Source organism: Streptomyces sp. SUK 48 (assembly GCF_009650765.1).
Lineage (GTDB): Bacteria > Actinomycetota > Actinomycetes > Streptomycetales > Streptomycetaceae > Streptomyces.
In genome coordinates this window covers 3,050,623-3,063,520 of record NZ_CP045740.1, presented here as the reverse complement: position 1 = coordinate 3,063,520, position 12,898 = coordinate 3,050,623, and the positions used below count along the sequence as shown (strand labels likewise).

The 12,898-nt window shown below is 71.9% G+C and carries 13 protein-coding genes; 6 read left to right on the top strand and 7 right to left on the bottom strand.

Annotated features, from left to right (window positions below; all coding sequences use genetic code 11):
• Window positions 1–63: 63 nt before the first annotated feature.
• On the bottom strand, window positions 64–216 hold the full coding sequence (locus GHR20_RS36785; RefSeq protein ID WP_086805833.1) for a hypothetical protein: 153 nt from the start codon (window positions 214–216) through the stop codon (window positions 64–66).
• Window positions 217–452: 236 nt separating this feature from the next.
• On the opposite strand from GHR20_RS36785, the gene GHR20_RS12900 reads away from it, so the two are divergent.
• Window positions 453–1,346: an NYN domain-containing protein gene (locus GHR20_RS12900; protein WP_153813244.1), complete on the top strand. Its 894-nt coding sequence runs from the start codon at window positions 453–455 to the stop codon at window positions 1,344–1,346.
• Between the two features lie 25 nt (window positions 1,347–1,371).
• Here the strand turns inward: GHR20_RS12900 and GHR20_RS12895 are convergent, their stop codons facing one another.
• Window positions 1,372–2,253, bottom strand: coding sequence for an alpha/beta hydrolase (locus GHR20_RS12895; RefSeq protein WP_153813243.1), 882 nt, complete (start codon window positions 2,251–2,253; stop codon window positions 1,372–1,374).
• A 106-nt stretch (window positions 2,254–2,359) separates the two neighbouring features.
• Window positions 2,360–4,993, bottom strand: a complete 2,634-nt coding sequence (locus GHR20_RS12890) for a DEAD/DEAH box helicase (RefSeq protein ID WP_153813242.1) — start codon at window positions 4,991–4,993, stop codon at window positions 2,360–2,362.
• Window positions 4,994–5,496: 503 nt separating this feature from the next.
• Between GHR20_RS12890 and GHR20_RS12885 the strand changes: the two genes are divergently transcribed.
• Window positions 5,497–6,240 (top strand): ferritin-like fold-containing protein, encoded by a 744-nt coding sequence (locus tag GHR20_RS12885; RefSeq protein ID WP_181516453.1) that lies wholly within the window; start codon window positions 5,497–5,499, stop codon window positions 6,238–6,240.
• Between the two features lie 15 nt (window positions 6,241–6,255).
• Here the strand turns inward: GHR20_RS12885 and GHR20_RS12880 are convergent, their stop codons facing one another.
• From GHR20_RS12880 to GHR20_RS12865, 4 genes are all read right to left on the bottom strand, one after another.
• A complete protein-coding gene (locus GHR20_RS12880; RefSeq protein ID WP_111584811.1) occupies window positions 6,256–6,519 on the bottom strand; it encodes a hypothetical protein in 264 nt (87 codons plus the stop codon).
• Window positions 6,520–6,692: 173 nt separating this feature from the next.
• On the bottom strand, window positions 6,693–6,920 hold the full coding sequence (locus GHR20_RS12875; RefSeq protein ID WP_153813241.1) for a DUF3107 domain-containing protein: 228 nt from the start codon (window positions 6,918–6,920) through the stop codon (window positions 6,693–6,695).
• A 142-nt stretch (window positions 6,921–7,062) separates the two neighbouring features.
• On the bottom strand, window positions 7,063–7,704 hold the full coding sequence (locus GHR20_RS12870; protein WP_111584810.1) for a TetR/AcrR family transcriptional regulator: 642 nt from the start codon (window positions 7,702–7,704) through the stop codon (window positions 7,063–7,065).
• A 132-nt stretch (window positions 7,705–7,836) separates the two neighbouring features.
• Window positions 7,837–8,061, bottom strand: a complete 225-nt coding sequence (locus tag GHR20_RS12865) for a hypothetical protein (RefSeq protein ID WP_148027825.1) — start codon at window positions 8,059–8,061, stop codon at window positions 7,837–7,839.
• Window positions 8,062–8,264: 203 nt separating this feature from the next.
• Between GHR20_RS12865 and GHR20_RS12860 the strand changes: the two genes are divergently transcribed.
• From GHR20_RS12860 to GHR20_RS12850, 4 genes are all read left to right on the top strand, one after another.
• Entirely contained in the window at window positions 8,265–9,323 is a 1,059-nt protein-coding gene (locus GHR20_RS12860) for an alpha/beta hydrolase (RefSeq protein WP_153813240.1), read from the top strand.
• A gap of 8 nt (window positions 9,324–9,331) precedes the next feature.
• Window positions 9,332–10,849 (top strand): DUF3152 domain-containing protein, encoded by a 1,518-nt coding sequence (locus GHR20_RS12855; RefSeq protein WP_243878012.1) that lies wholly within the window; start codon window positions 9,332–9,334, stop codon window positions 10,847–10,849.
• A 56-nt stretch (window positions 10,850–10,905) separates the two neighbouring features.
• Entirely contained in the window at window positions 10,906–11,001 is a 96-nt protein-coding gene (locus GHR20_RS38335; protein ID WP_310738795.1) for an Ms4533A family Cys-rich leader peptide, read from the top strand.
• A gap of 178 nt (window positions 11,002–11,179) precedes the next feature.
• Window positions 11,180–12,898 (top strand): ABC transporter substrate-binding protein, encoded by a 1,719-nt coding sequence (locus tag GHR20_RS12850; protein WP_153813239.1) that lies wholly within the window; start codon window positions 11,180–11,182, stop codon window positions 12,896–12,898.

Here is a 12,898-nt window from a genome sequence, read left to right as displayed (position 1 = left end):
TCCGGGGGGACCGGGCCGTCGTACACGACTCGGTTCCCCCGGAAGGCTTGAGCGGGAACCCCGTTATGAGGCCGGGGTCTCGGCCGGGCGGATCCACAGGCGCTGCCCCACTGCGGCTGCCTGCTGAACGATCCGGTTGACGGAGGCGGCGTCCACGACGGTGCTGTCCACGGTGGTGCCGTCGACCTCGTCGAGTCGCATGATTTCGAAGCGCACAGGCTTCTCCCTTCGTCTGGTCATCCTCCTGCGGAGAACTACTTGGTGCGCCGGATGTGTATCCGGCGTCGTACTGAGTCAACGTGCCGCGTGTTACAAACATTCCCTACGCTAAAGAAATTTTTCGAACGTCTAACTACCCACTGGTAAGTAGTCGATGGTGACCGTATGAGTTCGCCTGGGACCCACCGGGACCAGTTGTGTTCACAGTGTGACGACGAGGAGAATGGGGGGCGATGAACGACGACCTGGCGCATCTCGCCACCCGCATCGACCGTACGAACGAGCTGCTGGAACGCATGCTCGCCGAGGTGGCGAAGACGCCCTCGACCCACGCGATCTTCGTGGACGCCGGGTATCTGTACGCGGCCGCGGGCCGCCTGATCGCCGGGACGGAGGACCGCAGGGCCTTCGACGTCGACGCCGAGGGCCTGATCGACGCGCTGATCGACCGCGCCCGTACCGTCTTCGCGGACAGCCGGCTGCTGCGCGTCTACTGGTACGACGGCGCCCGGCGCCGCATCCACACCGCCGAGCAGCAGTCCATCGCCGAACTCCCGGACGTCAAGGTCCGCCTCGGCAACCTCAACGCCAACAACCAGCAGAAGGGCGTCGACTCGCTGATCCGCACGGACCTGGAGTCGCTGGCCCGCCACCGCGCCATCAGCGACGCGGCCCTGCTCGGCGGGGACGAGGACCTGGTCTCCGCGGTCGAGGCCGCCCAGGGGTACGGCGCCCGCGTCCACCTGTGGGGCATCGAGGCGCCCGAGGGCCGCAACCAGGCCGAGCCGCTGCTGTGGGAGGTCGACAGCCAGCGCACCCTGGACCTGGAGTTCTTCAAGCCGTACGTCTCCCGGCGCACCGCCGCCTACGAGGCCGGCGCCGGGGCCCGGCCCAGCCGCGACGACGTCCGCTTCGTCGGCGCCCAGATCGCCGCCAAGTGGCTGGCCTCCCGGGGCCGCGACGCCTTGGTCGAACTGCTGCCGGGCCACCCCTATCTGCCCGGCTCCGTCGACCAGGACCTGCTGGTCGAGGCCGAGGGTCTGCTCCAGTACTCGCTGCGCGGCCAGGCCGATCTGCGCCGGGCCCTCAGGGACGGGTTCTGGGACCACTTGCAGGCGCAGTACTAGGGTCTTTCGTTTGGATCAGGCCGGATCAGCGGTTCTCGCCGGTGCCGTCCCAGAAGTCGGCGAGGGCGCGGGCGGTCTCCAGCGGGCGCTCGGTGTTGGGGGAGTGCTCGGTGCCGTCGACGATCGTGCGGCGCGCGCCGAGCCGTATCGCCATCTCGTCCAGCAGCGGGACCGGCCAGGTGTCGTCGTGGGCGCCCGACACGACGTGGAACGGCAGCGCCACCGCGGCCAGTTCCGCGACCCGGTCCGGCTCCGCGTCCAACTGGCGCCCGGCGGCGAGGAGCTGGGCGGGCTTCGTGCCCATCCAGCGGCGCCGCATGTCCTCCTGGATGCCCGGGGTGTCGTCCGGCTCGGGGGTCCCGGTCTGCTCGGGCGTCTCCATCTCCCGCATCGCGGCCCACACTTCGGCCATGGTCAGCACGGCGAGCGCGTCGCGCAGCAGCCGTACCCGCTCCTGCTGGGCCTCGGAGATCCGCGCCGGTCCCGATGCCATCAGGGTCAGCGACCTGAAGGGGGCGTGGTCCAGCAGGACGGCGGCGCGGGCGACCTGGCCGCCGAAGGAGTGGCCCAGCAGATGCACCGGCCCGCCGAGGGCCGCGGCCTGCGCCAGCACGTCCGCCGCCAACTCGTGCTGCGCGTAGGCGGATTCGTCGCTCTCGGGGCCGTCCGACTCGAACTGCCCGCGCCCGTCGACGGCCACGGTCCGGTACCCGCGCCCGGCCAGCGGCGCGTGCAGCGGGTTGAAGTCCTCCTTGCTGCCGGTGAACCCGGGCAGCAGCAGCACGACCCCCTTCGCCTCGACCCCCTCGGCCACCGGAGCGTCGACGACGGCGAACTCCCCGCGCGCGGTGCGCAGCGCGTACGCACGGGCGCCGGGGGGCGGTACGAAGGTATCGGGCCTGCTCATGGGGGAGAGGTTAGCCGGAGGGGTCCGGGGGGACGCCGACGGCCCGGTCCACCGAGGTGAACCGGGCCGTTCGGGGCTGCGGTGCCGCCGCGCGGGCGGCGCCGGATCAGGCGTCCGGGGCCTCCACGGCGGCGGTCGCCTTGCGGGTGCGGCGGCGCGGCTTGGCCTCCGGCTCGCCGGTGGCCTGCGCCGGGATCTCCGCGGTGGCCGTCTCGGCGACGGCCTTACGGGTCCGGCGCGCCTTCGGAGCCGCAGGCTCGACCCCGTCGGCCGTCTCCACGGCGGCGGCGGTCTTCCGCGTGCGGCGCGGCTTGGCCTCCGCGACCTCGGCGGTGTCCGTCGTGGCCTCGGCGGTCGCCGCGGTCTTGCGGGTGCGGCGGGGCTTGGCCTCGACCTCGGGGGCGTCGGTCTCCGGCTTGGCGGCGGCGGTCTTGCGGGTGCGGCGCGGCTTGGCCTCGGCCTCCACCGCGTCCGTCTCCACCGCGTCCGCCTTCACGACGGCCGCCTTGCGGGTGCGGCGCGGCTTGGCCGCCGCGGGGGCCTCCTCCGCCGTGGCCTCGGCGACCGGCTCCACGGCCTTGCGCGTACGACGACGCGGCGCGGCCTCGGAGTCCTCGGTCGCCTCCACGGCGGCGGCGGTCTTCCGCGTGCGGCGCGGCTTGGCCTCCGCGACCTCGGCGGTGTCCGTCGTGGCCTCGGCGGTCGCCGCGGTCTTGCGGGTGCGGCGGGGCTTGGCCTCGGCCTCGGGGGCGTCGGCCTCCGGCTTGGCGGCGGCGGTCTTGCGGGTGCGGCGCGGCTTGGCCTCGGCCTCCACCGCGTCCGCCTCCACCGCGTCCGCCTTCACGACGGCCGCCTTACGGGTACGGCGCGCCTTCGGCTCGGTCTCGGCGACCTCGGCCTCGGCGGTGACCACGGGGGCCTCGGCCGCCTTGCGGGTACGGCGGCGCGGCTTGGCCTCCGCCTCCGCCGTCTCCACCACGGCCTCGGCGACCGGCTCGGCCGCCTTGCGGGTGCGACGGCGCGGCTTGGCCTCCGCCTCGGGCTCCGCGACGACGGCCGGGGCCGGCTGCGGGGCCGCGACGGTGGCGGTCTCCACGACGGTCGCCTCCACCGGCTCCGCGGCCACGGTCTCCGCGCTCTTGCGGGTACGACGGCGACGCGGCTTCTCCGCACTCTCCGCGACCTCGGCGGCGACCGGGGCCGGGGCGGACACGGGCGCCTCCTGCGGCGCCTCGGTGCTCACCTCGACGGCCGGCGTCACCCCGGCCGGAGCCTGGGCGCCGTTCCGGGTGCGACGGCGGCGGCGCGGGGTGCGGGCCGTCGGCTCCTCCGCGGACGCGGACTCGGTGACCGGTGCCTGCGTGGCCGCCGCGTCCATCGGGGCGCCGCCACGGGTACGGCGGCGACGGCGCGGGGTGCGCGCCGGGCGCTCGCCCTCGGCGGCGGGGGACTCCGCACGGTCGGGGCGGCCCTGCCGGTCCTGGCGCTCGCCCCGGCCACCGCGGCCACGGTCGCGCTCACGGCCCTGGCCACGGGCGCCGCGGCCGCCGGTCTCGCCCAGGTCCTCCAGCACCTCCGCGTCCAGACCGGCACGGGTCCGCTCCGAGCGGGGCAGTATGCCCTTGGTGCCCGCCGGGATTTTGAGGTCGGAGAACAGGTGCGGGGAGGTGGAGTACGTCTCCACCGGGTCGTTGAAGTCCAGCTCCAGCGCCTTGTTGATCAGCTGCCAGCGCGGGATGTCGTCCCAGTCCACGAACGTGATCGCCGTACCCTTGGCGCCCGCGCGGCCGGTGCGGCCGACGCGGTGCAGGTACGTCTTCTCGTCCTCGGGGGACTGGTAGTTGATGACGTGCGTGACGCCCTCGACGTCGATGCCGCGCGCGGCGACATCGGTGCAGACCAGGACGTCGACCTTGCCGTTGCGGAACGCGCGCAGCGCCTGCTCGCGGGCGCCCTGGCCGAGGTCGCCGTGGACCGCGCCGGAGGCGAAGCCGCGGCGCTGGAGCTGCTCGGCGATGTCGGCGGCCGTGCGCTTGGTGCGGCAGAAGATCATCGCGAGCCCGCGGCCCTCGGCCTGGAGGATGCGGGCGATCATCTCCGGCTTGTCCATGGAGTGGCCGCGGTAGATGAACTGCTTGATGTTCGCGACCGTCGCGCCCTCGTCGTCCGGCGCGGTGGCGCGGATGTGCGTGGGGCGGGACATGTAGCGGCGGGCGAGTCCGATGACCGCGCCCGGCATGGTCGCCGAGAACAGCATGGTCTGGCGCCGGACCGGAAGCATGTTGATGATCTTCTCGACGTCGGGCAGGAAGCCCAGGTCGAGCATCTCGTCGGCCTCGTCGAGGACCAGGCTCTTGACGTGCTTGAGGTCGAGCTTCTTCTGGCCCGCGAGGTCGAGCAGCCGGCCCGGGGTGCCGACGACGACGTCGACGCCCTTCTTCAGGGCCTCGACCTGGGGCTCGTAGGCCCGGCCGCCGTAGATGGCCAGCACGCGTACGTTGCGGACCTTGCCGGCCGTCTGGAGGTCGTTGGTGACCTGCGTGCACAGCTCGCGGGTGGGGACGACGACCAGCGCCTGCGGGGCGTCGGTGAGGGCGTCGGGGGTGGCGCGTCCGGCCTCGACATCGGCGGGGACGGTCACGCGCTCCAGGAGGGGGAGACCGAAGCCCAGCGTCTTGCCGGTGCCGGTCTTGGCCTGGCCGATGACATCCGTGCCGGAAAGGGCGACGGGGAGGGTCATCTCCTGGATGGGGAAGGGATTGACGATGCCGACGGCCTCCAGGGCCTCGGCGGTCTCGGGGAGAATCCCAAGGTCTCGAAACGTCGTAGTCAGGGTGCTGCCTCTTCTGTGTGGCGCGGTGCGAGGCGAGCGCGGGGGTCATGGCTGACCGTGCCGGGACGTCGGCTGCCGTACGGGCGAACCTGTCAAGGCACGCCGTAAAGCACGGGACCTCTGCCGACGCTCTAGCGCTCGTACCGCTGAGGGTGTCCCTCCGGTCGTCGTACGTACTCAGCCGTACGGCCACGGAGGTCTGTCGGGTCGGAGCCGATCGGGCCACCGACCGGGCATCCTCATGCGTGCGCCCTACCGGAACACGTCGAACATCGTCGACGCACTCCCAGGCGCATTACCACCATACCCCGGATTCGCGCACATGCGATGGCCGAATAGGTCACGTAGTGGCGGTCACAGTGATCGACCGGGGGCTTGAAGGGGGCGCCAAGCGGGCTATTGTGCGCCTCATGACTAGCTCTGACAAGCCTGAGAACGCGTCCGCCGCCCCCGTACGGACCGGTGTCGCCGCGCAGGACTGGGCGCAGGCCGCCGCCGAGCCGCACTACCGCGCCGCCGTCGTGGATCTGCTCGGGGCGCTCGCCTACGGAGAGCTCGCGGCGTTCGAACGGCTCGCGGAGGACGCGAAGCTGGCACCGACCCTCGGGGACAAGGCCGAGCTGGCGAAGATGGCGTCGGCCGAGTTCCACCACTTCGAGCGGCTGCGGAACCGGCTGACGGAGATCGGCGAGGACCCGACGGCCGCGATGGACCCGTTCGTCGCGGCGCTGGACGGCTTCCACCGGCAGACGGCGCCCTCGGACTGGCTGGAGGGCCTGGTCAAGGCGTACGTCGGCGACTCGATCGCGAGCGACTTCTACCGGGAGGTGGCGGCGCGGCTCGACACCGACACGCGGGAGCTGGTGCTCGCGGTGCTCGACGACACCGGGCACGCGGAGTTCGCGGTGGAGAAGGTGCGCGCCGCGATCGACGCCGATCCGCGGGTCGGCGGCCGGCTCGCGCTGTGGGCCCGGCGGCTGATGGGCGAGGCGCTGTCGCAGTCGCAGCGGGTGGTGGCGGACCGGGACGCGCTGTCCACGATGCTCGTGGGCGGAGTGGCCGACGGGTTCGATCTGGCCGAAGTGGGGCGGATGTTCACGCGGATCACGGAGGCGCACACGAAGCGGATGGCCGCGCTGGGCCTCGCGGCGTAGCGAAAGGCGCGCCCGTCATGCCGTCAGGGAGCGGCGGGCTCGTGACGGGCGCAGGAGGAGGGACAGGGAAGCGGCCGAGATGATCGCCGCGCCCAGGACGGGGACCACGAGGGAGCCCGGGCCCACAGCGCTGCGGGTGACGAAGTCGCCCAGCAGAGCGCCCGCGATGCCGGTCGAATAGACCAGGGGGCGGTTCGGGAGGCGGTGGGCGAGGCGGACGGTCGCTGCCCAGGCGAGCAGGAGACCGAGAACGCCGGTGCCGAGTGCTTCCAGGATCATGACGGGGGGTCCCTCCCACGGCCGGTCTGTCTTGAACGGTCGTAGCCCGTCATACCCCTGACCTGCGGACTGCAATCCTCCGCTATGGGGGAGTTGTGCCGTCTCTGTGTGCGAATCCGCTCAGCACAAGGGCCCGGCGGCCGAGTGCCGCCGGGCCCTTGCCATGGCCTTGCCTACAGCGCGCCGAAGCCCACCTTGCGCACGGCCGGCGCGCCGAGCTCCACGTACGCCAGCCGGTCCGTCGGCACCATGACCTTGCGGCCCTTCTCGTCCTCAAGGGTCAGCAGCTGCGTCTTCCCGGCGAGCGCGTCGGACACCAGACGCTCGACCTCCTCGACGCTCTGGCCGCTCTCCAGAACGATCTCGCGGGGCGCGTGCTGCACGCCGATCTTGACCTCCACGGCTTTGTCCCTCCGACGGTCAGTTGTGTGCGCGATCATCCGCGCCGTACCAGCACACATTAGCCCGGTGAGGGGACGCGCACGCGTCCGGCCGGGCACGCCAACAGCGAACACCGTCCGGGAATGAACAGCGTGACGCGACTCAGTGGTGCTCGTTGCCGTGCAGCGGGAAGCCCGCGATGCCGCGCCAGGCGAGCGAGGCGAGGAGGTGCACCGCGTTGTCGCGCGGCACACTGCGGTCGCTGTGCAGCCAGGAACGGGCCACCACCTGCGCGAGCCCGCCGAGACCCGAGGCGAGCAGCATGGACTCCGCGCGCGAGAGGCCGGTGTCCTCCGCGATCACCTCGCAGATCGCCTCGGCGCACTCGGTGGTCACCTTGTCGACGCGCTCGCGCACGGCGGGCTCGTTCGTCAGGTCCGACTCGAAGACCAGCCGGAAGGCGCCGCCGTCGTCCTCCACATAGGCGAAGTAGGCGTCCATGGTCGCCCGCACCCGCTGCTTGTTGTCGGTCGTCGACGCCAGCGCGCCGCGCACCGACTGGATCAGCGACTCGCAGTGCTGGTCCAGCAGCGCGAGATAGAGGTCGAGCTTGCCCGGGAAGTGCTGGTAGAGCACCGGCTTGCTGACGCCGGCCCGCTCGGCGATGTCGTCCATCGCCGCGGCGTGGTAGCCCTGTGCGACGAAGACCTCCTGGGCCGCGCCCAGCAACTGGTTCCGTCGGGCTCGGCGCGGCAGCCGGGTGCCGCGCGGGCGTGCTGCCTCTGTCTGCTCGATGGCTGTCACGCCGCCTCCCAATGTCGTCCACATGCGGTGTCGACCGCGCGGCCATCGTACTTTTGGGTAACCGTGGTGTGCGCGGTGCGAACGCAGAATTTCATGTACCGGACGACGGCGAAAGCCGAGCCGCACGGGCGATCAGCGGTAGTCGTCCTCGTCGAGCGAGACCACGCGCGCCTGTTCGAGCAGATCGGCCTCGTTCGCCCGGTCCTTCTTCTCCGCCGTCAACGTGTCGTCGCGCTCGGGCCGGACATCGGCCTGCTGCTCGACGGCGTCCACTTCCGGGTCCTCGACGCCCAGCTCGGGGGCCGTCTCGTCGTCCAGTTCCTCGATGGTGTCGGGCTCGGTCGGATCCTGGGCCATGATGGGCTCCCTTCCTACGAACGTCCCTGGGCACGGCAGGGGCCACACGCGGGTGCCCTCTGGTACGAGCCTAGGAGACGGCCGATTCGGACGCCATGCCGTGCGCGCCCGAATCGCCGCACCGGTCGTCCCCCGGCGGAACGGCTCGTTCTGTGACGGCGAACACACGAACCCCGGTGTGATCACCTCGTAACATTGCCCGCATGTCTTCCACCGAGTCGCCCTCCGCGCCGGCCGCCAGCGTCCTCCCCCGGGTGGCGCCCGTCCGGGTCGGCGAGGGGGAGCGGCTGCGGACGGTGGGCCTGCCGGGGGTCACCCTGTCGGTGCGCTGCCGGCCGCCCGCGCGCGAGGACCTGCCGCGCGCCCTGTACGTGCACGGGCTCGGCGGCTCCTCGCAGAACTGGTCGGACCTGATGGCCGAGCTGGACGGCGTGGTGGCCGGCGAGGCGGTCGACCTGCCGGGCTTCGGCGACTCCCCGCCCCCGGACGACGGCGACTACTCCGTCACCGGGCACGCGCGGGCCGTCATCCGCTACCTGGACGCCTGCGGGCACGGTCCCGTCCACCTCTTCGGCAACTCGCTGGGCGGCGCGGTCACCACGCGGGTGGCCGCCGTACGCCCCGATCTGGTGCGCACCCTCACGCTGATCTCGCCCGCGCTGCCGGAGCTGCGGATCCAGCGCAGCGCGGTGCCGACCGGGCTGCTCGGGGTGCCCGGCATCGCGGCCCTGTTCACCCGGATGAGCAAGGACTGGACGGCCGAGCAGCGGGTGCGCGGGGTCATGGGCCTTTGTTACGGCGATCCCGGTACGGTGACGCCGGAGGCGTTCCGGCAGGCCGTGGAGGAGCTGGAGCGGCGGTTGCAGCTGCCGTACTTCTGGGACGCGATGGCCCGCTCCGCGCGCGGCATCGTCAACGCGTACACGCTCGGCGGGCAGCACGGACTGTGGCGGCAGGCCGAGCGGGTGCTCGCGCCGACCCTGCTCGTCTACGGCGGCCGGGACCAGCTCGTCGGCTACCGCATGGCCCGCAAGGCCGCCCGCTCCTTCCGCGACTCCCGGCTGCTGTCCCTGCCGGACGCCGGGCACGTGGCGATGATGGAGTACCCGGGCGTGGTGGCGCGGGCCTTCCGGGAGCTGATGGCGCAGGCCGGGGGAGACGGCGGCGCGGAGCCCGGCGGCAGAGATGACGGCGGCAAAGACGACGACAGCACGGAGACGGGCGGCCGGGGAGCCGCCGAGGGCACGGAAGCGGGGAGCTGAAGGACACCGTGGGACGCCACAGCCGCCGAGGACCGGCCGAACCGGCCGCGCAGGACGAGGGTCCGGAGATAGCGGCGAAGAGTGAGCGGGGGGCGGCGGGCCGCGGCACGCCGAGACCGCCGGAGAAGAAGCCGGGCCCCGCGGTGCCGAGATCCCCGGAGGGCGCGGCGGGGCGTGGCGCGCCGCGCGGTCCCGAGGGGGCGGCGGGGCGCGCTGCCGCGCGCGGTCCCGAGGGGACTCCGGCCCGCAGCAAGCCGCGGCTGCCCGACGGCACGCCTCCCGGCGGGGTCGACAAGGTGTCCGACGGTTTGCCCGTGCACGGCGTGCCGCGTGCTTCCGGTAGGGGCGCCGCGCGTGGCGGGCATCCCGAGCAGCGGGAACCCGGCGGCGGCTGGGGGGAGTTCCCGGAGCGCACCGGGTCCGGGGCCGGTGGGCACGGGGCCGTGCTGCCCCGGCAGCGGCAGGCGGGACCCGCCGGGCCGGGCGGCTCCGCGGGGCCTGCCCGGCGTGGGCCCCGGCAAGACTATCTGGACGCTTTCGACGGCGGCGCCGGCGGCGGCGGGGCGTCCGGAGACCTCCGGACGAAGGAGCAGCCGGGCGAGGAGCCGAGGCCGAAGTCGAAGCCGATGCCGAAGTCGAAGGAGAAGCCGAAGTCGAAGGAGAAGCCGGAGGAGAAGTCGCAGCCGGATCTTGAGCCGACGGAGAAGACGCCGGCCGCCGGTGCGGACAAGGCGGGGCTGCCGCGCGGGAACAAGGGGCGGGCCTTCACCGGTATCGCCGCGGCCGCCGTCACCACCGTGCTCGCGGTGGTCGTCGCCGGGCAGGTGACCGAGAGCCGCGACGACGGCGCGAAGGCGGGGCACTCCGCGGCGGACCAGGGCGCCGGTGCGCAGGCCGGGTCCGCCGCGAAACCGAACGCGGCGCCGTTGACGTACGAGCAGAAGATGGACCGTACGTACCCGCTGAGCGCCACCCTGAAGGCGTCCGGGGCGTTCGGCACCGTCCCCGGCTTCGACAAGGCGCCCGGTACCGGCCAGAAGTACCGCTACCGGGTGGACATCGAGCAGGGACTCGGCCTGGACGGCGCGCTGTTCGCCGAGGCCGTGCAGAAGACGCTGAACGACGACCGGAGTTGGGGGCACGGCGGCACCCGTACCTTCGAGCGGGTCTCCTCCGGCAAACCCGACTTCGTGATCACCCTGGCCAGCCCCGGCACCACCGCCACCTGGTGCGCCAAGTCCGGCCTGGACACCACCGAGGACAACGTCTCCTGCGACTCGGCCGCCACCCAGCGCGTGATGATCAATGCGTACCGGTGGGCTCAAGGAAGCAAGACATATGGCGACAAAATCCATATGTACCGGCAAATGTTGATCAACCATGAAGTCGGCCACCGGCTCGGCCACAACCACGTCACCTGCGAGAAGAGCGGCGAACTGGCGCCGGTCATGCAGCAGCAGACCAAGTTCCTCGACCACGACGGGATCCACTGTCTGCCCAACGCCTGGCCCTATCCCAGGAGTTGACGACCTGCGCTTATGTCACATTGACATGAGCCGCGAGTTCGTTCATATTTCTGCGCATGTGGTCTAGTCATGCCGTCTCCTTCAGCGCCGCCATCGAGCTGGCGCTGATCGGCGTGACCGCGCTCTGCGTGGCCGACATCCACTGTCGCTGACGCCGCCCCTCTGGCGTTCGCGTCGCGACCTTTTCCTTTTCCCCTCCGTGGCCCCGGTCACGGATTTTTCGACGACCCGACGCCGGGGCCGACGTCTGTCCAGAGACGTCTCACTCCTCGTCTCTTTGTCTCACTTTTCGAGAAACCCTCGAATCTCCCCCGAGAGGTCGTCATTCCGATGCGTCAACCGTCCGTCATAGCGCGCCGCGTGGCAGCGGCATCCGTCAGCCTGGTCGTGGCCGCGGGCGCCGCCGCCTGCGGTCCGAAGGACAGCGGTGCGAAGGGCTCCGGTGGCGACGTGACGCCCCACAAGGGCGGCACGCTCACGGTCCTGAACGCCGAGCCGCAGACCGATTTCGACCCCGCGCGGCTGTACACCTCCGGCGGCGGAAACGTCCCCTCGCTGGTCTTCCGCACCCTGACCACGCGCAACCGGGCGAACGGCGCGGCCGGCGCCAAGGTCGTGCCGGACCTCGCCACCGACACCGGGCGTCCCAACAAGGACGCGACCGTGTGGACGTACACCCTGAAGAAGGGCCTGAAGTACGAGGACGGCACCCCGATCACCTCGGCCGACATCAAGTACGGCATCGAGCGCTCCTTCGCCCCCGAGCTCTCCGGCGGCGCCCCCTACCTGCGCGACTGGCTCACCGGCGCGGCGGACTACCAGGGGCCGTACAAGGACAAGAAGGGCCTGTCGGCGATCGGGACGCCGGACGAGCGGACCCTCGTCTTCCATCTGAACAAGCCCGAGGGCGAGTTCCCGTTCCTGGCCACCCAGACGCAGTTCGCGCCCGTGCCCAAGGCCAAGGACACCGGCACCAAGTACGAGGAGCACCCGGTCTCGTCCGGCCCCTACGAGGTCGTGAAGAACGAGAACGACGGCGAGCACGTGCTGCTCAGGCGCAACCCGAACTGGTCGGCGGCCACCGACGACCAGCGCAAGGCGTACCCGGACACCATCGACGTCCGCTCCGGCCTCGACTCCTCGGTGATCGACCAGCGGCTCTCCGCCTCCCAGGGCGCGGACGCCGCCGCCGTCACCACGGACACCAACCTCGGCCCGGCCGAGCTCGCCAAGGTGACCGGCGACAAGGAGCTGGCCGCGCGCGTGGGCACCGGCCACTTCGGCTACACGAACTACATCGCGTTCAACCCGAAGGTGAAGCCGTTCGACAACCCCAGGGTGCGTGAGGCCATCGCGTACGCCGTGGACCGCTCCTCGGTGGTCAACGCGGCCGGCGGCAGCGCGCTCGCCGAGCCCGCCACGACCTTCCTGCCGAACCAGAAGTCCTTCGGGTACACGCCGTACGACCCGTTCCCGGCGGGCGCGTCCGGCAACCCGGCGAAGGCCAAGAAGCTGCTGGCGCAGGCCGGTTACAAGAACGGGCTCACCGTCACCCTGACGCACTCCAACGCCAAGGACTTCGCGACCAGCCCGGAGATCGCCACCGCCCTCCAGGACGCCCTCAAGAAGGCCGGTATCACGGTCAGGCTCCAGGGCCTGGAGGACAACGACTACCGGGACACCGTCCACGGCGTGAAGACCGAGCCCGGCTTCTTCCTCGCCGGCTGGGGCGCCGACTGGCCCTCCGGCGGTCCCTTCCTCGCCCCGATCTTCGACGGCCGGCAGATCGTCAAGGACGGCGCGAACTTCAACGCGAGCCAGCTCGACGACACGTCGGTCAATGACGAGATTGACTCGATCAACAAGTTGACCGACCTCGACGCGGCAGCCAAGCGCTGGGGCGCCCTGGACAAGAAGATCGGCGAGAAGGCCGTCGTGGTGCCGCTGTTCCACCCCGTCTACAAGCGCCTGGTCGGCAAGGACATCCGCAATGTCGTCATCAGCGACTGGACCGGCGTGCTGGACATCTCCCAGGTCGCGGTGAAGTGA

What these genes read in the sequence shown, in the direction of transcription:
- GHR20_RS12900 (WP_153813244.1), top strand. Translation starts at nt 453, where the DNA reads ATGAACGACGACCTGGCGCATCTCGCCACCCGCATCGACCGTACGAAC.
- GHR20_RS12895 (WP_153813243.1), bottom strand. Translation starts at nt 2,253, where the DNA reads ATGAGCAGGCCCGATACCTTCGTACCGCCCCCCGGCGCCCGTGCGTAC.
- GHR20_RS12890 (WP_153813242.1), bottom strand. Translation starts at nt 4,993, where the DNA reads ATGACCCTCCCCGTCGCCCTTTCCGGCACGGATGTCATCGGCCAGGCC.
- GHR20_RS12885 (WP_181516453.1), top strand. Translation starts at nt 5,497, where the DNA reads ATGACTAGCTCTGACAAGCCTGAGAACGCGTCCGCCGCCCCCGTACGG.
- GHR20_RS12880 (WP_111584811.1), bottom strand. Translation starts at nt 6,519, where the DNA reads ATGATCCTGGAAGCACTCGGCACCGGCGTTCTCGGTCTCCTGCTCGCC.
- GHR20_RS12865 (WP_148027825.1), bottom strand. Translation starts at nt 8,061, where the DNA reads ATGGCCCAGGATCCGACCGAGCCCGACACCATCGAGGAACTGGACGAC.
- GHR20_RS12860 (WP_153813240.1), top strand. Translation starts at nt 8,265, where the DNA reads ATGTCTTCCACCGAGTCGCCCTCCGCGCCGGCCGCCAGCGTCCTCCCC.
- GHR20_RS38335 (WP_310738795.1), top strand. Translation starts at nt 10,906, where the DNA reads ATGTGGTCTAGTCATGCCGTCTCCTTCAGCGCCGCCATCGAGCTGGCG.
- GHR20_RS12850 (WP_153813239.1), top strand. Translation starts at nt 11,180, where the DNA reads ATGCGTCAACCGTCCGTCATAGCGCGCCGCGTGGCAGCGGCATCCGTC.